This is a genomic window from Photobacterium sanguinicancri, assembly GCF_024346675.1.
Lineage (GTDB): Bacteria > Pseudomonadota > Gammaproteobacteria > Enterobacterales > Vibrionaceae > Photobacterium > Photobacterium sanguinicancri.
This window is the reverse complement of sequence record NZ_AP024851.1, coordinates 708,442-731,153: the sequence shown is the minus strand read 5'-3', so window position 1 is coordinate 731,153 and position 22,712 is coordinate 708,442. Positions and strand designations below refer to the sequence as shown.

Here is a 22,712-nt window from a genome sequence, read left to right as displayed (position 1 = left end):
AATACGCGATAGCGCCTCAAAGTATTAGCAACCTCCACTCGAAATATACACCAATAAAATCAGAGCATTAACTCGAACATTAGATTTAGCATCATCCTCAAATAAAAAATCACACTTAAAAGCTTGTTAAATAGCTTTACGCATAGATAATGTCATCTAAATACCTGTAATCGTATTTGAGCCATTAGGCCCTGTTTCAAATATTTATTTTATCAAATGTAGGTGTAATGAAAGTACCCAAGCGATTATTGCCATTAGTTGAAGATGGTTTAGTAGATGAAGTGTTAACTCAGCTAATGAGTGGTAAAGAAGCTTCTGTCTACATAGTGCATAGTCAAGATAAGATCTGCTGCGCCAAAGTGTATAAAGAAATTGAACAACGTAGCTTTAAACAAGCTGTAACCTACCGCGAAGGTAGAAAAGTTCGTAATAGTCGCAGAGCTCGTGCGATGGAAAAAGGCTCGAAATTCGGGCGTGATGAACAAGAAAAAGTATGGCAACGCGCTGAAGTAGATGCTTTGTATGCACTCTCTGATGCTGATGTACGCGTACCAACGCCATATGGCTGTTTCCATGGTGTATTGCTGATGGAGTTGATGACAACCGAAGACGGAAGTGTCGCTCCACGCTTGAACGACATCACGCTAACAAAAGAGCAAGCATTAAGGGATCACGACCTTATCATCAAGTATGTGACACGCATGCTGTGTGTCGGTATCGTGCATGGTGATTTATCCGAATTTAACGTACTTGTTGATGAGTCAGGCCCGATCATTATCGACCTGCCTCAAGCTGTTGATGCATCGGCCAATAACAACGCGAAATGGATGCTAGAGCGTGATGTTGCCAACATGACGAATTATTACGGTCAATACGCTCCAGAACTGCTTGAAACACAATTTGCTAAAGAAATGTGGGCATTGTACGAAGCTGGCGACCTGACGCCAACCACTGAACTGACTGGGCATTTTGAGTGCAGCGATGAAGATGCTGATATTGATGGCTTAATGGCAGAGATTAATGCCGTTATGGAAGAAGCCGCGTTACGTAAAGAACGCCTTCAAGAAGAAAATGAATTAGACTAACAGACCTTAGATTTACATCCTCAGTTACTCAGTGCTGTGGGATAAATAGGTAACATGCCACCGAACGCGTGGCATGTTGCTGCACAAATCACGTCTAAATCAATAGCAATTCAAGCGCCATTAAAACTATTGTACACCTACAAATTGCACCGCCAACAGCAACCGCTCCGACATTAGGCAATAATCTAATTACATTCAGGAAACGTTGCTGAATATAAACTTATATTCGGTCAAAATAGCCCTTCATTACCTCTTGTGATTTTTGAGAAACACGTCACAATAGCGCGAAAATTTCGTCTATTGTTCGCTAGCTTTGCGTCAGTAAATGAATAACACCAATTAAAGTCACACTTCCCCTATTACACACCATCAAGCGGCATTCCTGATCGTGGTGATAAAGTGGAAAGCCGTTTTCAAAAACTGTTATTTTGATGTCATTAGATGTTACACCTCTCTTTACATGCTCTGTGATTTTTCGCATGCATAGCATAACGCTTGCTTTCATATGACATCGTCAACATTTTATCTCATTACATTTAAGCTCGAACACATACCATGTTAAATAAAAAACTGATTATTGCTAGTTTGATCGGACTCGTCCTTACTGGTTGTAACGACAACTCAGATTCAACCACTGAGAACACGCTGACATACGCCTATGCAAAAGCAAATGGTACGCAATACCAAGGCACTGTTGAAGCAGTAAAGGACAGCAAAAATATTTCTGATAACGCCGAAGTATTTAAAGGGATCAAGTACGCGGAAGCTCCGCGCTTCTCAAACGCTGAACTCTATACACCAGAGAACACACAGCAGACATCTGCTACAGAATTTGGCAAGCAATGCCCACAAGGTAGTGTTGCGCGTTATGACGCGACGAAAATGTCTGAAGATTGCTTGTACTTAAATATCTGGCGTCCGATCCAAGAGCATCAACAAGCCGCTATGCCTGTCTATGTATTCATTCACGGTGGATCATTTGAAACAGGTTCTGGCTCTAACGCGATTATTCACGGTGATGCTATCGTGGCAAACGGCGTAAAAAATGGAAATCCATTTATCGCTGTCACGCTAAACTACCGACTTGGTATCTTCGGATCGTTTTACCAAAACGATGACGAGAGCGGAAACTATGGCATCAAGGATCAGCGCACCGCGCTTAAATGGATTAAAAACAACATTGCTGATTTCGGCGGTGATCCAGATAATGTAACCCTCTTTGGTGAAGGTGCTGGCGCAATGGCTGTTGGTATCCACCAGCTAAACCCTATTGATGCTGAAACAAACGAAAAACTATTCCATCGTGCGATCATGCAAAGCAACCCTTATGGCATTCCTTATAAAACAAAGGACTCAGCTGAAAATTTAGCGACGTCACTTGAAGGATTCAAAGATAAGACGTTTGGTGGGTCAGAAGCGGTATCGGTTGATTGGTCAAACTTATCGACTACAGATATTTTGAAAGTTGGTGCGTATGCCAGAAGTCCACTGATTTTAGCTAACAGCCTAGTCAACCCACTGTACATGCAACCTTATGGTGCAGGAGTGTTGCCTTTTGCACCATACAAAGAGACTCGAGGCTGGCCTTATAAATCACCAAAAGACAGCGTTGTTACAAAACAGCCTGCTGATGCGGATTTCAAAGTACCGACTGTGTTAAGTTTTAACAACGATGAAGCCAACACATTTTTAGGCTACATAGAACCATTATTCATGGTTGACTATGATTTAGTCATTCCACTTGATTTAGGCGATAACAATACCGTTAATTTAACGCTAAATTTTAAATCTGACACTTACCCTCTGCTCCTCAATGTCATCTTTGGTGCAGACCAACTAGTAAAAGATGCCATTGATAGCCAGTTCCCTGAACAAGCTAGTGCACTTAAAGCAGCTTGGACAGCATTAAAATGGGCAAACTCTCTCACCCCTAAAGCAGATCAATTACTGGCTGTTTCTCATTACCAAATGGATAAAAATGAGAGCGGTGAGATCATTGGTAAAGAAACAGTGAAACGTGCTCGTATGGTGGCTAACGATATGCTGTTTACTTGCCCTAACCGTATAGTTGCACAAAAGAACGATACGCGCCTTTATCACTACAACTACAAATCTGATTTAACCTTCAGACCGATTGATGCCTCTTTCTTGTTGTCGATTTCATGTACAAGTGGTGTGTGCCAAGGGGACGAGTTACCTTTTGTATTCAACAAAAACTTAAACATTCGCTCTATGAAAGCAAACGCAAGCGAGCGCGATGCCTTAATGATGGACACTGTGTCTCGTGAATGGTTTAAACCAACCATGTTCGACCAATCAAATACCATCAAGGCACAAGATACAGTTTGGACAATTGATCAAAATGGCTTTAATCCTGTATCAGATTGGGACAGTACCATTAATGCTATCCCAAATGATGACGGTACCTTAAGCCAGCAAGGCCGTTGTGATTATTTAGAGCAGGCTGGACTCATCAAGTTCTAAGCATACTCTAAACTGACCTGAGCACTTCCTGACACTCATCAAACAGGAAGTGCTCAATTCACCGCTTCGTTTAGAAAAAACATTCCACACCACCGCATAAAACCCAGCTTTTTCTAGCATAAAACCCTCCTTATTCATTTATCCTTGTGCTTTTTGATAAAAACATCACAATAGACGAAACTTTTTCAATTGTGGCACGGTCATACTGTGGTTATAACTGATTGTATTTCTAATATTTAATGATTTGATATAACACCGCATCGCTGATTAATATAAGGCTAAAATGACACCCACACTTTTTCGACACTCCTCACCACAGATAGCTAAAGTTGCTTTAGTGCTTGTTTGGGTGGTAATAACGCTTTGCCTAAGTCAGCGTTCAGGGTGGGTTTCATCGTGTCCAAATGCATCGCACTCGCAGCAAAATTCCGCATATTCACCTGCTGAGCAAGCAGCGACAATACAAGCATTCATTCAAACGAAAGCAACAAAAACATCAGATGCAAACACCCTAGTCGAATCTAGCCCTATCACGCAAAAACATTGTGATATGAGCGATCACCTGCTTCAGATTCACGGGCAATTCCTCGAATTAGGCTTGCTTTACCTTCCCTTCATTTTCATTCTGTTAAGCTTGTTATGTACTGGCCATTCTTTTGTGCCTGCACTAACAGAGCCAATACCGTCCACTCAAAGACGCCATTTAACCTTCTGTGTATTTAGAGAATAAACACATCGAATTATCCAGATTTGATTTTTTGTGTTTATTGGAGTTATACCGTTGAAAAAAGCTATTACATCTCAAAATACGCTGTTAACCATGTTTGCAGCATTACTTTTCAGCTTGTTTGCCTTTAGTGCCCAAGCGAAAGACTACACGACGGGCTGGTTAACCAACCCGATGCACCCACCTGTGCAAGTACGTTTCATGCTGACTGGCCAGACCGATGAAGCAGCCAAAACTGTTGAAGGCTTGCTAGAGGTTGATCTTGAAGGTGACTGGAAGACCTACTGGCGGTCACCTGGCGAAGGTGGTGTTGCACCCAAAATTGATTGGGAAATGTCTAACAACATCAGTGATCTTGAATGGCATTGGCCAATGCCAAAACGCTATGAATTTTTAGGCGTCGAGACTTTAGGCTACAAGCATAAAGTCGTCTTCCCTATGACAGTCACTGTTGATGATTTTAACAAGCCAGTATTTCTATCTGGTAAGTTAACCATGTCATCTTGCACCAGCATTTGTGTACTGACTGACTATGAAGTCGTCATGGACTTCATTCCGAATCAACTCACACCTTCAACCGACGCGATGCACTTATACAACCAAGGTATGAGTAACGTACCTGCTGACAGTGCAAACGTCAGTATTGACCAGACAAGTTGGAACAACGACAAACAAGAGCTGTCAGTTCTGATTAGTAATACTCAGGCTTGGTCTAAACCAGACGTCTTTGTCGACAGCAGCGATATAGCACTAGAGAACGTGTCATTCAGTTCACCAAGTATTACCAAAGATAACCAGCAGTTAATTGCAACGTTTAAAGTCAGCAGTTGGTTTGGTAAACCAGACTTAACCAATAAAACGTTAAATGTGACAGTGACTGATGCAGACATGGCCGTTGAAGAACAAGCCGTTGCCGCGACGTTGCCGCTTACAACACAAATTGGTTCAAGCATTTGGCAAACCATCGCTTTTGCGCTGATTGGTGGTCTTATCCTTAATATTATGCCTTGTGTACTACCTGTGCTCGGTATGAAATTAAGCAGTATTATAGCAACAGATGGCATGGAACGTCGTCAAATTCGTACCCAGTTCATAGCATCTGCGGCGGGTATTTTAGTTTCATTCTGGCTATTGGCTGGTTTCTTAACGGCATTAAAAGTATCTGGACAAGCACTGGGTTGGGGCATCCAATTCCAAAGCCCTTACTTTATCGGTGCCATGATCATCATAACAGGTGCATTTGCCGCTAACATGCTTGGTCTTTTTGAAATTAGCCTATCAAGTAACACCAATACTTGGTTAGCCACCCGTGGTGATAACTCCCACCTTGGTCATTTTGTTCAAGGTATGTTTGCGACCTTACTTGCAACACCTTGTAGTGCACCATTCTTAGGGACTGCTGTCGCTTATGCACTCGGTGCTGACATTGTAACCTTGTTTGCCATCTTCACCGCGCTGGCGATTGGCATGGCAGCGCCGTGGTTGTTAATCGCCCTATTCCCTCAGCTTGCGTCTAAGCTGCCTAAACCGGGAAATTGGATGAACGGCGTTAAAACCTTATTTGGTTTAATGATGTTAGCCACCAGCCTATGGTTACTCAGCTTAATGACCAGCTTTGTGAGTACGGGCACTGTAGTTGGTTTCGCCGTTACCTCGCTTATCCTTTTATTGTGGCGTCTAGGCCAAGTAAAAGGCCGTAAGAGCGTTGTCATTACCCTTGCTGTTATCTTGCTAGGCGGAGCAAGCAGTCTATTTATCGGTAGTCTAACGGCTGATAAATGGTCAACGCCATTGCCTGCCGATCATGTTTGGCAACCGCTAAAAAGTGAAGAGATAAGCCAAGCTGTGGCACAAGGAAAGACTGTCTTTGTTGACGTTACTGCAGATTGGTGTATTACCTGTAAAGCCAACAAAATTGGTGTAATGCTACAGAACCCTGTGTACGACAAGCTTGACCAAGACAACATTGTGTTGATGCGTGGCGACTGGACGACACCGTCTGACTATGTCACTGGATTCTTACAATCTTACGGACGCTTCGGTGTGCCTTTTAACATTGTTTATGGTCCTAATGCACCAGAAGGTATCGCATTACCCGTTATTCTGACGAGTGCCGATGTCATGGGAGCTATTGCTGAAGCCGAAGGCAAAAGCACTTCGAACAATAAGGGCTAAGCGTATGCCAGAAAATACGAACGCTAAGAAATCGCAGGCGAAAGAATCAAAAGTGACTCAAGGCTCAAGGGTTAAAAAGTGGGCCAAAGAAGGCTTAACCCTGCTGCTTATTATGCTGGTTGTAAGCACGGCGATGGATTGGTGGCGTAACCAATCTATTCCACAAAATACGCTGGCACCCAAGGTATATACCGCCATCAACGGTGAGCAATACGATCCTGTATCTCTCAGCTATGAGAAGCCGGTATTACTGTATTTTTGGGCGACATGGTGTGGCGTATGTAAATTTGTGAGCCCAACTGTCGATTGGATGGATGGTGATTACACTGTCATTTCAGTTGCGATGACATCAGGTGAGAACGATAGGCTGAATGCCTACATGAATTACCATGAGTATGACTTCCCTGTCGTGAATGACCAATCAGGACAGCTAGGCCGCACTTGGGGCATTTCAGCAACACCGACAATCATGATTCTTCGCGATGGTAAAATAGCCTCTGCCACCACAGGTATTTCCACCCCACCCGGCATTTGGGCTCGAATGATGTTAGCCAAATAAACGGCGCTTCGTTCAAATCCATATTGATAACAAATCAGTAGTGGCAATATAGCAATAAACAAAAACACCCTTGAGCCTAGCATCTCAAGGGTGTTTTTTTAGCTTTCTAGAACGTGGTTAGACGTATTTAATAAGTCACGCTTAGCGGAATTTGTAATCGCTATGGCAAGCTTTACAGTTTTTAGCTGCAACACCAAAAGCTTTCTTCGTCGCTCGTTCATCACCTTGAGATGCAACTTGCGCAAGTTGAGTCAGATCAGTTTGAAACTTGTTTAGCTTAACGGTAAAGCCGTCCCAATCATTCCAAATTTCAGGCTTAGCTTTGGTGTCACCTTTATCAGACCCATCAACACTGAACGCCTCTCCTGGCATCAAGGCGAGAGTCGAAATATATTGTGCTCGCTTGCTGAATACTTCTTGATTCCAGTCTTTACGACCTTTTACCATATCCGCCATATCACCAAAGTTTGCCGCAATCATAGAGAATGCTGCTTGGCGATAATGAATGGCGTCTTCAGGCTTTTCAAAAGGAGATGCTGACACACTGGTTGCTAGCAGCGTAAGGCTAGCCATCATCATTTTTACTTTCATCGCTTCTTCCATGTTTTTATAGTTAAACGAGCCATATTCAACTCGATGAACTGATCTTATCAAGCCTCTCAATTTAGTAAACAGTTTTTACATGAAACTTACATTGACTTACAACTAAACACCGAAAGGTTCACATTATGATTTCTCACTTGATACTCGGAACTTAGTTACACAGTTCGCCTTAATCAAAAACTGAGATCGTACGACGATTGTCCGTTCGTTTGCTTATCAAGCAGCATACTTAGCTAAAAGCTATAAACTTCGCTAAAAGCAATAAAACCATTACAATGCCACCCGTTATTATCTTTTGGTGCAGGCACTTCCCTTGAAACTCAGTAAGCGATTAAGAAAAATTGAACAAATGGTCACATCCGATTACAGCCATATTTGGGACTGCTGCTGTGATCATGGTTTCTTGGGCGCGGCTTTACTGTCTCGACAAGCGGCAAAGAATATTCATTTTGTCGATATTGTGCCTGAACTCATGTCTGAATTAGAAAGTAAGCTACAACGCTTCTATTCTAATTCCGAATCACATTGGTACACCCACTGCCTCGATGTTGCAGCGCTACCTTTACTACAACATGAGGGAAAACAGCTCATTATTATCGCTGGAGTCGGTGGTGATTTGATGATCCAGTTCATTGAAGCTATTCATCAAAGACATCCAAAGTTATGTGTCGACTTTCTACTATGCCCTGTTCATCATCAATTTGCCCTACGCCAGAAACTGAACGAGCTAAATTTCAGTCTACAAGATGAAGTACTGGTTGAAGACAACCAACGCTTTTATGAAGCCATTCTTGTCTCATCTGCACCCGATGAAAACGCGCCTATTACACTTGTTGGCGATAAGATTTGGCAATCAAATTCAGACAAGCAAACTGACATAAACAAAAAGTACCTGACAAAAACGCTCGACCACTATCAGCGAATTCAGCAAGGCAATACCAGTGATGTCAGCCACATCATTGATGCTTATCGTGCCATAACGCTTTAATTCCGTGCATTTGTAGCGAATGACAAGAAACTATAGCGGTGTTATCGATCACTTCATTTACTAATTGCGATAAAATAAAATAACTATAAAAACATAGAGCAAAGTCATGCACGGAACGTTAAGTAAAATGAAGTCGAGCTTGTGCCCTGAAAGCAGCACAGTCGACTACCAACTCCCAGTGGGCGAATCCCTACTCGCTTTAAACCCATTAATCGGTAAACCACTAAAAATGACCTTCACAGGTAATATATTCTGTAATGCTTGTGGAAAGAAAACCAAGAAGAGTTACTCGCAAGGCCACTGTTTTCCTTGTATGAAGAAACTTGCGCGCTGCGACATGTGTATTATGAAGCCAGAAACCTGCCACTACGATGCAGGTACATGCCGTGAACCAGAATGGGGCGATAGCTTCTGCATGGTGCCGCATTATGTCTACTTATCGAATACGTCTGGTTTAAAAGTCGGCATCACTCGTCATACTCAGCTTCCTACTCGCTGGATTGATCAAGGTGCAACCCAGGCCTTGCCTATCTTTAAGGTAAAAACACGTAAACTGTCGGGACTTGTCGAAATTGCATTAGCCCAACTTGTTGCCGATAAAACCAATTGGCGCGCAATGTTAAAAGGCGATAATAAAGACATTGATCTAGTGGCAGAAGCAAAGCGTTTGATCCCAGAGGTTGAAGCGAAACTTGAAGAACTGACAGGGACCTTCGGCAGCGATGCTATTGAACGCTTAGATGAAGACCTGGTTAACATTAGTTACCCTGTCACTCAACATCCAACCAAAATCAGCTCGCATAACTTCGATAAAGAACCTGTAGTAGAAGGCACCTTGCTGGGCATTAAAGGTCAGTACTTAATGTTTGATACTGGTGTGATCAACATCCGTAAATTCACTAGCTACGAAATTACCGTCGACGCTTAATATCAATAAAAAAGCCCGCCTCTGAAATGACCCCCAATAGTTGGACAACCAATTATTGGGGGTCTTTTTTATGTCCAAATATAGTCGTGAATTAAAGCTTACTATTGCTAGGCAATATCTTCATGGAACAGCATCCAGCAGACTGCTATCTAGTGAATATTCAATATCATCGAGACAAATAAGGTACTGGGCTCAGGTCTATTCGATACATGGCACCAACTCCTTCTTACCTTCCTCACATAGCAGTAGTGCGGGTAAGAAATTGCAGGCATTGAATCTGATGTGGACGAGTGGGTGGTCTCTCAGTCACACTAGCGCTGTTTTGAACCTATCCTCTCCTGGCATCTTGTCGTCATGGCTTAAAAAGTACAATGAGGCCGGTTTAGAAGGACTAGAAAACCGCCCTATAGGAAGACCTCTCATGAAATATCAATCCAAAGCTACACCAAAACCTGATGACGAAATGACTCTTGAAGAGCTGAAAGAGGAACTGGCGTACTTGCGGGCAGAGAATGCTGTTCTAAAAAAGTTGGAGGAGCTGAAGCAGCAAAAGCGTCGACAAACAAAGAAAAAGCGTTAGCCGTCTCAGCTCTGAAAGAAAAGCACTCTTTAAAGCACCTACTTCGAGCCATGAAGATGGCAAGGAGTGTGTTCTACTATCAAATTCAAGCATGCCATAAGCCTGACGCTTATGAGCACGAGCTAGAAGTTATTAGATCGATTTATCATGAGCATGAGGGGCGTTATGGCTACCGCCGTATTCACTTGGAATTAAGGAATCGCGGTATCAAGCTCAATCACAAGACGGTACAACGGCTGATGACCCGTCAGGGGCTAAAATCCACGATGAGGCCAAAGAAGTATCGAGCTTATAGAGGAGAAGCAGGGAGAGCGGCACCAAACATACTTGAAAGAGACTTCAAGGCGACAAAACCTGATGAAAAGTGGGTGACAGATGTCACCGAGTTCAAGGTTAAAGGGCAGAAAGTCTATTTGTCGCCGATAGTTGACCTGTTTAATCAAGAAGTGATCTCGTTTAGGCTAGCCAAAAATGCTCGACTACCACTGGTTACGGGCATGTTGAAAGATGCAATAAAGAAACTTAGAGGACACTCAAGACCAATTGTACATAGCGACCAAGGCTGGCAATATCGGCATAAGGCTTATCAAAAGCAACTCGCTAACTGTGGTCTTGCCCAAAGTATGTCGCGAAAAGGGAATTGCCTCGATAATGCTGTAGCCGAGAACTTTTTCGCGTTGCTGAAAACAGAGATGTATCACGGGAAAAGCTTCAAAGATGCCGATGAACTGATAGAAAAGATTAAAGGGTACATAGAGTATTACAATACAAAACGTATAAAGGTAAAACTAAAAGGCCTGACTCCGATAGAATATCGAAATCAGGCCTTACAAGCCGCTTAACTAAAATGTCCAACTTAATGGGGTCACTTCACTCACTGAATCAGTGAGGCGGGCTTTTTACTAGCAAGAGTTACAAATTAAGCACGGCTCATAAACTTGTGTTCAGTCGTGTTAATTTTGATTTTCTCGCCAGATGCGATGTATTCTGGCACTTGAACTGTTAAACCAGTTGTTAGTACAGCTGGTTTAGTACGCGCACTTGCAGAAGCACCTTTAATTGATGGATCAGTTTCAACAATTACAAGATCTACCGTTGCAGGTAGTTCAATTGCAACTGGCGTACCATCAACAGTAAGAACTTGAATACCTTGAGTCTCTTCTGTAATGAAAAGAAGCTCTTCAGCAATTGAGTCTTTTGTGAAGTTGTACGGCGTGTAATCTTCGTTATCCATGAAGACATACTCGTCACCATCGATGTAAGAGAATGATGCTTGATGACGACGGAAGTCCGCAAGGCTAATCATTTCATCTGCTTTGAAGCTTTCATCGCTTTTTGCGCCCGTTGCTACATCGTAAAGACGCATACGGTAAAGGCTTGCACCAGCACGACCACTAGGAGTTAGTTTTTTAATTTCTTTCACTAACAATACTTTACCATTGAGTTCAATGGCTGCAAATTTTTTGATTTCACTTGCCTTTGGCATAGTCTGACATCCAGTAATAGATTGTGGGTAGAAATTACCACGAACTCAAATTTAGGCAAATAAAGAAATTATGAATAGCTGATTTATTCAGCATTTCCATGCGATTTTTTTCAAAATTTGCATCCCTTAGCAGCATTTGACTCCAGCATGATACTCACTCGCCTGCTCATGGAAGATATCCGCTAAATATTGAGCCAAAGATTCTGCAGGTAAATCTGACGGTATTACGACATCATAAATACGTACACGCATTGATGTTTCAGATTCTCGAAACAATAGCCATTCCTCGTTTTTACGCTGAACAGACATCACTTTGCCAAATACGTTAAATTTAATTCTCATCAAACACCTACTAAGAACGGGGGGTATTACTTCCTTCTATACTAAAAAGTAGCACATCATTTCGCTAGAACTGCACATTAAGGTACAGACATGCTCAACATGGACTTATCCCAAAAAGTCGTCATCAATACAACAACCATGGATTGGCTACCAAGCCCCTCAGGAGGCGTTCTCAGGAAACCCTTAGAAAGGGAATCCGCCGAATCAGGCCACACCACCAGTGTTGTGGAGTATATAGCAGCAGCAAATTTCCCTATCCACCCCCACCCTTTAGGTGAAGAAATCTTCGTATTAGAAGGGATATTTTCAGACGAAACGGGAAACTTCCCCGCTGGCAGTTATATCCGTAACCCACCAAAATCGCATCACGCACCGTTTAGCCACGAAGGCTGTAAAATATTAGTCAAGCTGAATCAATTTGATGAAAATGACAGCCAACAAGTCAATATTGATACCCAAACCGCTAAGTGGTTACAAGGTATCGGAGGGCTTAAAGTCATGCCTTTACATGATTTTAAGCATGGCGCACGACATGAGCATACCGCGCTTGTTAAATGGCCTGCGGGTGAAACATTCCAATATCATCAACATGTTGGTGGTGAAGAAATTTTTGTAATCTCAGGCGAGTTACGCGATGAGTACGGCCAATATCCTGCTGGAACTTGGCTCCGTAGCCCTCACCAAAGTGTACACAGACCATATGCAGAAGAAGAAACAATCATCTTTGTTAAAACAGGGCATTTACCATTGGTATAATCCAGTGTGCTGGCAGATCGATAATTTAGGGCTTACCCCTTCAGAAAACATCTCACTCTGCTATGACCAGTACGAAATCGATTAAATTTATAAATACAGTCATGTACAGTGTCTAGCTTCTTGGAGCGCACCTTTGCGTACTCCCCGAATTGCCATATTTTTCACAAAATACGACTTAATCGAGACAGCCTGAACAATGACAACCATTCATCATCATCCTGTACAAATCTACTATGAAGATACCGATCACTCAGGTGTCGTTTATCACCCTAACTTCTTAAAATATTTTGAGCGCGCCCGCGAACACGTTATCGACAGTGACAAGCTCGCGACCCTATGGAATGACCATGGGCTTGGCTTTGCCGTATATAAAGCAGATATGATTTTTCAAGACGGTGTCGAATTTGCGGAAGTGTGCGATATCCGCACCAGCGTAACTCTAGACGGTAAATACAAAACACTATGGCGACAAGAGGTTTGGCGCCCTAACGGTACACGCGCTGCCGTGATTGGCGATATTGAAATGGTCTGTTTAGATAAACAAAAGCGTCTGCACCCGATTCCACAAGACTTGCTTGATAGCATGGCATCAATGGTTTAAATCCAAAGTTTGAATAAAGGTTTAGATACTAGTGGAACTTATGATTGCCAATGAAGGTATATCCTAGCGATTCAGCAAATTCTCTATCGATACCTTACGGGCGTAAATAGAAGAGATATCCAATTTACGTCCTTTCACCATCAAACCAAAACGATAGCTCGAAGACAAACGCCCTAAACACGTAGACCACATTTGTCCTTCTGCTTGTTTGCTCCAATCCTCATCTTTAGCTGCTTTATCATTCAATGTATTTAAAACAATGCCCGTAATTAATTCGAGTGGTTGTGCACTAACCTGCTTTTCATCGAAAAGTGAGAGATGCTGTTTCTTGCTTGAAGAAAAGCCAAAACCAAATGATTTTAAAGGTTGAGCAAGACCAAGTCCTGTCGCCTTAATATAAGACTCTTTAAGTACCCACAAATCAAAAAATCGTCGGCGCTGATCTGCTAGATCCAATCGCATCAATGATTCTATCTCTTGCGGTTGAAAGTAATTGTCCATAATTGTATTAAATGACAAGTCTTCCCTTTCACTCTCTATATCCACGCCTAGCTCTATCTTTTGGTCTGCCGTTTGCGTAACAGCCAGTAATACTTGATCGCCACTATGGCTCAAATTAAAGACCAAACTCGTTTGCTGTCGTTGGGCTCTACATAAATAAGGCTTTCCTTTCTCGCCATATTCAAAACACCACTCATTAGGCCTCACCCGAGCATAACGTGACAGGGTCACTCGCAGAAATGCACGTATATAAATGGCATGCATACGTGCTAGAGGCTGTCGATAGCGCATCGCTTTCGCTAGCTCTTCTTCGTTAAGTAAAGGACGAGCTTGATTGATCAAATAGGAATGATCGATTGCCACAGTAGAGGAAAGATCTTCTATATTTTTATGCGGTTTTGGCAATGTGAGGAACCACAAGTCCACTGTGTTTACTTTCGTCAATTCAGAACAATCCAAGCAGAATTCAGAGCATGCATTATACGTCGCAAGGCCCTCAGTACAACTGTCTACAATGTCATTAATGCGACATAGAACAGGTCAGATGACTGACCATAAAACTTTCACATCAAAAACGTCAGACCAGTACCAGGCAAAGGGTTTGAAAAGCTTTTTGAACAAAATGCGACACAGATCACCATAACATGAAAAACTGAGTATTTACACTAACAAAGACCGCATACAACTTTAATATCAACAACTTAAATTCAATAACATTACAAAATATGAGAATTAGCTTTTTTGAACTGGTCTGAAGAGATCCAACCTCTTACTCAAGCGATTGTAACCACTATCCGCCTCGGGTAGGCTGCTCAGCAATTGACTGATTCAGTGATAAATAGCCTTGCGGAATCTTACTTACGCACTGCATTTCACACTGATGCTCTACAGGATAGTAATGGATACGAGCAATATGGATAATCTGACATCTTCCCTTTGTCGCACTGATAGCAGACTCGCATTTTAGCATGCAGTTTTCTACTCACCCTACATCTTGGCTCTATCCCGCCTCTACTTATTTTTTAATAAGCGCATCTTTGCGCTTACCTCAATTGCTACACCCTTTATTTTTTCATCGGTTGCCTATTCGCAACACTTACACCGAATGTATAGCACCCGTAACACAAGTGCTAAGCGGAGACTCATAATGAGCCAAACCCCAAAAACCACGTCTGAATCGCAAGAAGATAAGCGACTCAATAAACGCTTGAAAGACATGCCTGTTGCTATTGTTGGCATGGCGAGCATTTTTGCTAACTCTCGATACTTAAATAAGTTCTGGGATTTGATTAGTGAAAAAATTGATGCGATTACAGAAGTGCCAGAAACTCATTGGCGCCCTGAAGACTATTACGATGCAAACAAGAGCACGCCAGATAAGTCTTACTGTAAACGTGGTGGCTTCATGCCTGAAGTCGATTTCAACCCAATGGAGTTTGGTCTTCCGCCAAATATTCTTGAACTAACGGATACGTCACAGCTGCTATCTCTGATTGTGGCAAAAGAGGTATTAGCTGATGCCAAACTACCTGAAGGCTACGATCGCGATAAGATTGGTATTACCTTAGGTGTCGGTGGTGGGCAAAAAATCAGCCAGAGCCTAAATGCACGTTTGCAATACCCTGTTCTGAAGAAAGTCTTTGCGAGCAGCGGTATCAATGAACAAGACAGCGAAATGCTGATCAAGAAGTTCCAAGATCAGTATATTCACTGGGAAGAAAACTCATTCCCTGGTTCGCTAGGTAACGTTATTGCAGGCCGTATTGCTAACCGCTTCGACTTAGGTGGTATTAACTGCGTGGTTGATGCAGCATGTGCAGGTTCACTTGCAGCACTTCGCATGGCATTGGGTGAGCTGGTTGATGGCCGCAGTGAAATGATGATCACTGGTGGTGTGTGTACTGATAACTCACCAACCATGTACATGAGCTTCTCGAAAACGCCCGCTTTCACCACCAACGAAACCATCCAACCTTTCGATATCGATTCTAAAGGCATGATGATTGGTGAAGGTATCGGTATGGTCGCACTGAAGCGACTTGAAGATGCAGAACGCGATGGTGACCGTATTTACTCGGTAATCAAAGGTGTTGGCGCCTCATCAGACGGTAAATTTAAAAGTATTTATGCACCTCGCCCTGAAGGCCAAGCGAAAGCACTTAAACGCGCTTATGATGATGCTGGCTTTGCACCTCAAACGCTGGGCTTATTAGAAGCGCACGGAACAGGTACAGCTGCAGGTGATGTTGCGGAATTCAACGGTTTGAACTCTGTATTCAGTGAAGGTAATGACCAAAAGCAACACATTGCTTTAGGCTCAGTAAAATCACAAATTGGTCATACCAAGTCAACAGCAGGTACGGCAGGCTTAATCAAAGCAGCCCTAGCCCTTCACCATAAAGTATTACCGCCAACGATTAATGTTTCGAAACCAAACCCGAAACTGAATATCGAAGATTCACCTTTCTACCTCAACACTGAAATGCGTCCTTGGATGCAACGTGTTGACGGTACACCGCGTCGTGCAGGTATCAGCTCCTTTGGCTTTGGTGGTACTAACTTCCACGTCGTGCTTGAAGAGTACACCGCTGAACACCAACGTGACGATCAATACCGTCAACGTGAAGTGGCACAGACCTTACTATTCAGTGCGCCATCTCGTGATGCACTGATTACGCAACTAAAAGAACAGATCGCACAAGTTAAATCTGGTGACACTAGCTTGACGGCCTTAGCGAAAACACATGGCCTTCGTGACATTGCCGCTGGTGATGCGCGTTTAGGTTTAGTTGCTAAATCAGTTGATGAACTACAGGCGTTACTGACTCAATCCTTATCGCAGCTAGAAAAACAAGATGCGACACAATGGCAGCTTCCAAACGGTACTAGCTACCGAGCTTCTGCACTGGTTGGCGGCAAACAAGCAGGCAAAGTCGCGGCATTGTTTGCAGGTCAAGGTTCACAGTACCTGAATATGGGTCGTGAGCTTGCGTGTTACTACCCTGAAATGCGTAACCAATTAGCCAATGCCGATCAGGTATTTGGTCAGAATAAGAAAACAGTTCTTTCACAAGTTCTATTCCCCGTTCCAGCCTTCAGCAAAGAAGATGTGGCAGCTCAGGAAGCAACGCTTACCAATACTGCAAACGCACAAAGCGCAATCGGCGTGATGTCTATGGGTCAATTTGATCTGATGACACAGGCAGGCTTTAAAGCCGATATGGTTGCGGGTCATAGCTTTGGTGAACTCAGTGCGTTATGTGCGTCTGGTGTGATCTCGCAAGATGATTACTACAAGCTCGCTTTTGAGCGCGGTAATGCGATGGCAGCTAAGCCTGCAGAAGGCGATAGCGGCACTATGTACGCCGTAATTCTTGATGCAAACAAACTTGCCGATGTTGAAAAGTGCATCAGTGCTTTCGAAGGCGTCAGCATTGCTAATTACAATGCCCCAAGCCAACTTGTTATCGCAGGCCCAACGCTTGGCGCACAACAAGCTGCCAAAGCGCTGACAGAGCAAGGATTCAAAGCGATCCCACTGCCTGTTTCTGGTGCATTCCACACACCTTTGGTTGCTCACGCTCAAAAACCATTTGCCGCTGCGATCGATAAAGCCGCTTTCACTGCGCCTACTTTGCCTTTGTATTCCAATGCAACGGGCGAGCAGTATAAGAAAGATGGTAAGGCGATTAAGAAAGCCTTCAAACAGCATATGCTGCAATCTGTGCGTTTTAGCACTCAGTTAGAAGCCATGTACCAAGCTGGTGCACGCGTATTTGTTGAGTTCGGTCCGAAGAACATTCTGCAAAAGCTGGTTGAGAAAACACTGCAAGATAAGTCTGATGAGTTATGCACCATCAGCCTGAATCCAAACCCTAAAGGTGACAGCGACCAGCAGTTACGTTTAGCCGCAGTACAACTGGCCGTTGCTGGTGTCTCGTTGAGCACTATCGACCCATACCAAGCGGAAATTGCAGCCCCTGCAGCTGCATCGCCAATGAACATTAAGCTTCATGCAACCAACTACATCAGTGATGCGACGCGTAAGAAGATGGCGAAATCGTTAGAAACAGGTGCCATTGCCCCACTGACTGAAATTGTTGAAGTTGAAAAAGTGGTAGAGAAGATTGTGGAAAAAGAAGTGATTAAAACCGAGATCCGCGAAGTACAAGTGCCTGTTTCAGTAACAGATACTGCTGCAACAGCAAACGCTGCGCCTGTTGCATCAACTCAAGTAAATGTGCAAGCTCAACCGCTAACAACAGCGCCTGTATCAGTATTAGCTTCAGCAAGTGATGACTCATTAACTGCATTCTTCACTGCACAACAACAAGCAGCTGAACTTCACCAACAATTCCTTGCTATCCCGCAGCAATACGGTGATACCTTCGCGGCACTCATGACAGAGCAAGCGAAAATGGCTGCCGCTGGCGTTGCTATTCCAGAAAGCCTACAGCGCTCAATGGAACTCTTCCACCAGCACCAAGCTGATACTTTAAAAGCACATGCTAATTACCTTGCACTACAAGCAAACAGTAATACTGCTGCATTAGGTATGGTTTCGACACAACCTGTTGCAAACGTTCAAGCACAAGTCATCACTGCGCAAGCGCCTGTACAAGTCGCTGTTCAAACTGCGGTTCAAGCGACAGCTCAACCTGTTGATCAAACTCAAACAATCGCTACTCCAGCAATCACGACTCCAGTAGTAGCGCCAGTTGCTAAAACCGAGCCAAAAGTAGCCGCTTCAAAGCCAGTTGAACCGAAGCAAGCGCCGTCACTTTCAGCCACTATGGCATCAGCGGCTGCACCACAAATCACGGTCTCAGCCCCTGCTGCAAACCCTGAAAAAGTGATGCTAGATGTTGTAGCTGAAAAAACGGGCTACCCAACTGAGATGCTTGATCTAGAAATGGATATGGAAGCCGATCTAGGCATCGATTCTATCAAGCGCGTTGAGATTTTAGGGACAGTTCAAGACGAACTTCCTAACCTACCTGAACTGAACCCTGAAGATCTGGCAGAGTGCCGTACGCTTGCTGAAATTGTTAGCTACATGAACAGCAAAATGCCTGCGAACGCATCACCTGCAACGGCAGCACCTGTTGCTCAAGCAGCTCAGGTTAACGGCTTAGGCGCAGAGCAAGTACAAAACACCATGTTAGAGGTTGTTGCTGATAAAACCGGCTACCCAACTGAAATGCTTGATCTAGAAATGGATATGGAAGCCGATCTTGGTATCGATTCTATCAAACGCGTTGAAATTCTTGGAACAGTGCAAGATCAACTGCCTTCACTACCAGAGTTGAATCCTGAAGACTTAGCTGAGTGTCGTACACTTGGTGAAATCGTTGCTTACATGAACAGCAAACTAACGGCTGCTCCTGTCGCAGCTGCGCCAGTAGCTACGACTTCAACAGCTAGCTCTAACGGTTTAGATGCTGCACAAGTACAAACCACCATGCTTGAGGTTGTAGCCGATAAAACGGGTTACCCAACAGAAATGCTAGCTCTTGGCATGGACATGGAAGCTGACCTTGGTATCGATTCTATCAAACGCGTTGAAATCCTAGGCACAGTGCAAGATCAACTACCAACGCTACCAGAGCTGAATCCTGAAGATTTAGCTGAGTGTCGTACGCTGGGTGAAATCGTTGATTACATGAACAGCAAACTCCCTGCGGCTCCTGTAGCAACGGCACCTGTAGCCGCTCCATCTAACGGTTTAGACGCCGCGCAAGTACAAACAACCATGCTTGACGTTGTCGCTGAAAAAACAGGCTACCCAACGGAAATGCTAGACCTTGCAATGGACATGGAAGCTGACCTTGGTATTGATTCTATCAAGCGTGTTGAAATTCTAGGCACAGTGCAAGACCAACTGCCAACGCTGCCAGAGTTGAATCCTGAAGATTTAGCTGAATGTCGTACGCTTGGCGAAATCGTGGATTACATGAACAGCAAGCTACCTGCTGCTTCAGCTGTAATAGCAGTACCTTCAACGACAGCGCCAGTAGCCGCTTCAACAACTACATCTAACGGCTTAGACGCAGCACATGTGCAAAGCACTATGTTAGACGTTGTAGCGGATAAAACGGGTTACCCAGCAGAAATGCTAGACCTTGCAATGGATATGGAAGCAGATTTAGGTATCGACTCTATCAAACGTGTTGAAATCCTAGGGACTGTGCAAGACCAACTGCCTTCACTACCAGAGCTTAATCCAGAAGATCTCGCTGAATGTCGTACATTAGGTGAAATCGTTACTTACATGCAAAGTAAGCTTGCTGCGGACTCTGCGACTGCGCCAACGGCTAACGAAGCAACACCAGTTACAACCGTATCTGATTCAGTATCAGCTTCAACAGCAAGTGCAGATCTTCCTCCACACAACGAGGTAGCGCTAAAAAAGTTACCAGCGGTAGATAAACTATCAGACTGCTTTGCTAAAAATGCATGTGTTGTGATCACAGATGATGGTCACAATGCAGGTGTTCTAGCAGAGAAATTAACGGCAAACGGCTTACAAGTCGCTGTTGTTCGTAGTCCGCTATCTGCCGCATCACCGCTAAGTACAGAAATCAAAAGCTACGACTTAGCAAGTATTGATGACGCAGGCATTCAAGCTGTTATTGCTGACATCGAAAAAGATCAGCAAGAAATTGCTGGCTTTATTCACCTTCAGCCTCAATCAGAAGTAACAGATACAACCACGGTTGCTCTGAATGATGAAGCAAAAGCCAACCTCGACGTTGCATTCCTGTTCGCTAAATTGCTTAACAGCCAATTAAACAATGCAGATTCAACAAGCCGTCGTGTTTTCTTCACGGTAAGCCGTATTGATGGTGGCTTTGGTTATGCTGATTCAGCACAACTAGCAACTGCAGAACTCAACCAAGCAGCACTAGCGGGTTTAACTAAAACCCTTAGCCATGAGTGGCAAAATGTATTCTGCCGTGCAATTGATGCAGCATCAGCATTAGATGCTCGCCACCTTGCAGAGGCTATCTACGCTGAGTTATTCGATATTAATACCCAAGCGGTAGAAGTTGGCTTTAACTTGGAAGATGAGAACACAGTTCGATCAACCTTGATTGCTGTTAAAGCAGGCCAGGCAGATACGAAAAATGCTGCGGCTAAGCTAACCAAGAACGACAAAGTGCTCGTTACTGGTGGTGCTAAAGGCGTGACGTTTGAATGTGCGCTTTCACTTGCTAAACAATGCCAATCACATTTCATCCTTGCTGGCCGTAGTAAACATATTACTGCAGCAGAGCTACCTGAATGGGCGCAAGATAAGAAAGACAATGAATTGAAGCCAGCGGCTATTCGCCACCTTCAGTCTTTAGGTGATAAACCAACGCCAAAGAAGGTCGATACCCTACTTCGCCCCGTATTAAGCAGCCTTGAAATTAACGCGGCACTGTCTGCATTTACCGCTGTAGGCGCAAGTGCTGAGTACATCAGCCTTGATGTATCTAACAGTGAGTCTGTAGCCAATACACTGTCAAAAATCGACGGTATTACCGGCCTTATCCACGGTGCAGGTGTGCTTGCTGATAAACATATCCAAGATAAAACCTTAGACGAGCTAAACCTTGTTTACGGCACCAAAGTGGGTGGCTTGAAAGCAGTCCTTAACGCGATTGATAACAGCAAACTAAAACTACTTGCGATGTTCTCATCTGCGGCAGGTTTCTATGGCAACACAGGCCAAAGTGACTACGCCATGTCTAACGACATTTTGAACAAGGCAGCGCTGCAATTCTCAGCTCGTCATCCTGAAGCGAAAGTAATGAGCTTCAACTGGGGACCTTGGGACGGTGGCATGGTTAACCCAGCCCTGAAGAAGATGTTCACTGATCGTGGTGTGTACGTTATTCCACTACAAGCAGGTGCCGATCTATTCAGCAGCCAGCTATTAAATGAAACAGGTATTCAATTGCTTATCGGCACTAGCATGCAAGGCGCTGATAGCAAGGAGAACGCTGTAAAAAAGCCTAATGCGGAGTCTATGCAGGTAGCACAGAGTCCGCTGAATACGAGCATCACTGTAACACGCGACCTTGACCCGAAAGCGATGCCTTTCATCAAGGATCACTGTATCGCTGGCAACCCTGTGTTGCCAACGGTATGCGCCATTCAATGGATGCGTGAAGCAGCACAGCAATGGTTAGGGGCGAACGTCAGCGTTCGCAACTACAAGCTACTAAAAGGTGTGATTTTTGAAAATGATGATGTGCAAACACTCACATTGAATATTTCACCTGATGCAAAAATGGCAACACAGTGGAAAGCGTTAATCAGCTGTGGTGGTCGACCTCAATACCAAGCACAACTTGTTATTGATAGCGACACAGCAGCTGCAGGTTTAGAAAAAACCTTTATTAACGATTCGGCGAAACCTGTGACAACAGCGAATGACCTATACCGTAATGGCACCCTATTTCATGGGCCTCGCCTGCAAGGTATTCAAGCGGTAACACGCTTTGATGACCTAGGTTTGGTCGCTCCATGCCAGCTACCTGTTATTTCAGATAGCGACTGTGGCTCTTTTGTTCCAACCCAGCATGCTGGTGGCTGCCAGCCATTTGCAGAAGATTACTTACTGCAAGCTATGTTGGTTTGGGCAAGATTGAAATACGATGCGGCCAGCCTACCATCTGCGATTGGCGAATTCGTTTCGTATGCACCAATGCAATCTGGCGATTGTGGTTGGATCGAGCTGGAAGTGATTAAAAGCACAGCCCGTTCGCTACAAGCCAATATTGCGTTATACCACCAAGATGGACGCTTAAGTGCCGTAATGAAAGGCGCTAAGGTGACCATCAGCAAAACCCTCAATGAGGCGTTTTTGGTGAAAACTCAATCAGAAAAGGAGCTTCTGTCGTAGTGGC

15 protein-coding genes are annotated in these 22,712 nt (G+C 43.9%); 11 read left to right on the top strand and 4 right to left on the bottom strand.

The window, feature by feature from the left end; all coding sequences use genetic code 11:
* The first annotated feature begins 227 nt into the window (after positions 1-227).
* From OCU87_RS20150 to OCU87_RS20135, 4 genes are all read left to right on the top strand, one after another.
* Positions 228-1,085, top strand: coding sequence for a PA4780 family RIO1-like protein kinase (locus tag OCU87_RS20150; protein WP_261859223.1), 858 nt, complete (start codon positions 228-230; stop codon positions 1,083-1,085).
* 555 nt (positions 1,086-1,640) lie between these two features.
* Entirely contained in the window at positions 1,641-3,569 is a 1,929-nt protein-coding gene (locus OCU87_RS20145; protein ID WP_261859222.1) for a carboxylesterase family protein, read from the top strand.
* A 781-nt stretch (positions 3,570-4,350) separates the two neighbouring features.
* Complete coding sequence (locus OCU87_RS20140) at positions 4,351-6,471, top strand: protein-disulfide reductase DsbD family protein (RefSeq protein WP_390961370.1); 2,121 nt, start codon at positions 4,351-4,353, stop codon at positions 6,469-6,471.
* A gap of 4 nt (positions 6,472-6,475) precedes the next feature.
* Complete coding sequence (locus OCU87_RS20135; RefSeq protein ID WP_261859221.1) at positions 6,476-7,030, top strand: protein disulfide oxidoreductase; 555 nt, start codon at positions 6,476-6,478, stop codon at positions 7,028-7,030.
* A gap of 141 nt (positions 7,031-7,171) precedes the next feature.
* Here OCU87_RS20135 and OCU87_RS20130 read toward each other — a convergent pair whose 3' ends face one another.
* Entirely contained in the window at positions 7,172-7,621 is a 450-nt protein-coding gene (locus tag OCU87_RS20130; RefSeq protein WP_062689303.1) for a c-type cytochrome, read from the bottom strand.
* A 325-nt stretch (positions 7,622-7,946) separates the two neighbouring features.
* On the opposite strand from OCU87_RS20130, the gene OCU87_RS20125 reads away from it, so the two are divergent.
* The 4 genes from OCU87_RS20125 (at position 7,947) to OCU87_RS20105 (ending at position 10,971) form a co-directional block, all read left to right on the top strand.
* Positions 7,947-8,621 carry a tRNA (adenine(22)-N(1))-methyltransferase gene (locus tag OCU87_RS20125; RefSeq protein ID WP_062689203.1) on the top strand — a complete coding sequence of 225 codons (675 nt, stop codon included), beginning with the start codon at positions 7,947-7,949 and terminating at the stop codon, positions 8,619-8,621.
* 106 nt (positions 8,622-8,727) lie between these two features.
* Complete coding sequence (locus OCU87_RS20120) at positions 8,728-9,549, top strand: DUF2797 domain-containing protein (protein WP_261859220.1); 822 nt, start codon at positions 8,728-8,730, stop codon at positions 9,547-9,549.
* A 70-nt stretch (positions 9,550-9,619) separates the two neighbouring features.
* Entirely contained in the window at positions 9,620-10,129 is a 510-nt protein-coding gene (locus OCU87_RS25080) for a helix-turn-helix domain-containing protein (protein WP_062690298.1), read from the top strand.
* An 11-nt stretch (positions 10,130-10,140) separates the two neighbouring features.
* On the top strand, positions 10,141-10,971 hold the full coding sequence (locus OCU87_RS20105) for an IS3 family transposase (protein WP_239928692.1): 831 nt from the start codon (positions 10,141-10,143) through the stop codon (positions 10,969-10,971).
* 77 nt (positions 10,972-11,048) lie between these two features.
* Here OCU87_RS20105 and efpL read toward each other — a convergent pair whose 3' ends face one another.
* Together efpL and OCU87_RS20095 are read right to left on the bottom strand one after the other, a co-directional pair.
* Positions 11,049-11,615 carry an elongation factor P-like protein EfpL gene (gene efpL, locus OCU87_RS20100; RefSeq protein WP_062689439.1) on the bottom strand — a complete coding sequence of 189 codons (567 nt, stop codon included), beginning with the start codon at positions 11,613-11,615 and terminating at the stop codon, positions 11,049-11,051.
* A 126-nt stretch (positions 11,616-11,741) separates the two neighbouring features.
* Positions 11,742-11,957 (bottom strand): DUF7661 family protein, encoded by a 216-nt coding sequence (locus tag OCU87_RS20095; protein ID WP_261859219.1) that lies wholly within the window; start codon positions 11,955-11,957, stop codon positions 11,742-11,744.
* 90 nt (positions 11,958-12,047) lie between these two features.
* On the opposite strand from OCU87_RS20095, the gene OCU87_RS20090 reads away from it, so the two are divergent.
* Together OCU87_RS20090 and OCU87_RS20085 are read left to right on the top strand one after the other, a co-directional pair.
* A complete protein-coding gene (locus OCU87_RS20090; protein ID WP_261859218.1) occupies positions 12,048-12,713 on the top strand; it encodes a cupin domain-containing protein in 666 nt (221 codons plus the stop codon).
* A gap of 196 nt (positions 12,714-12,909) precedes the next feature.
* Complete coding sequence (locus OCU87_RS20085) at positions 12,910-13,314, top strand: thioesterase family protein (RefSeq protein WP_062689434.1); 405 nt, start codon at positions 12,910-12,912, stop codon at positions 13,312-13,314.
* A gap of 63 nt (positions 13,315-13,377) precedes the next feature.
* Here the strand turns inward: OCU87_RS20085 and OCU87_RS20080 are convergent, their stop codons facing one another.
* Positions 13,378-14,274: a 4'-phosphopantetheinyl transferase family protein gene (locus OCU87_RS20080; RefSeq protein WP_261859217.1), complete on the bottom strand. Its 897-nt coding sequence runs from the start codon at positions 14,272-14,274 to the stop codon at positions 13,378-13,380.
* 688 nt (positions 14,275-14,962) lie between these two features.
* Between OCU87_RS20080 and OCU87_RS20075 the strand changes: the two genes are divergently transcribed.
* Positions 14,963-22,708, top strand: a complete 7,746-nt coding sequence (locus OCU87_RS20075) for a type I polyketide synthase (RefSeq protein ID WP_261859216.1) — start codon at positions 14,963-14,965, stop codon at positions 22,706-22,708.
* Positions 22,709-22,712 lie beyond the last annotated feature (4 nt).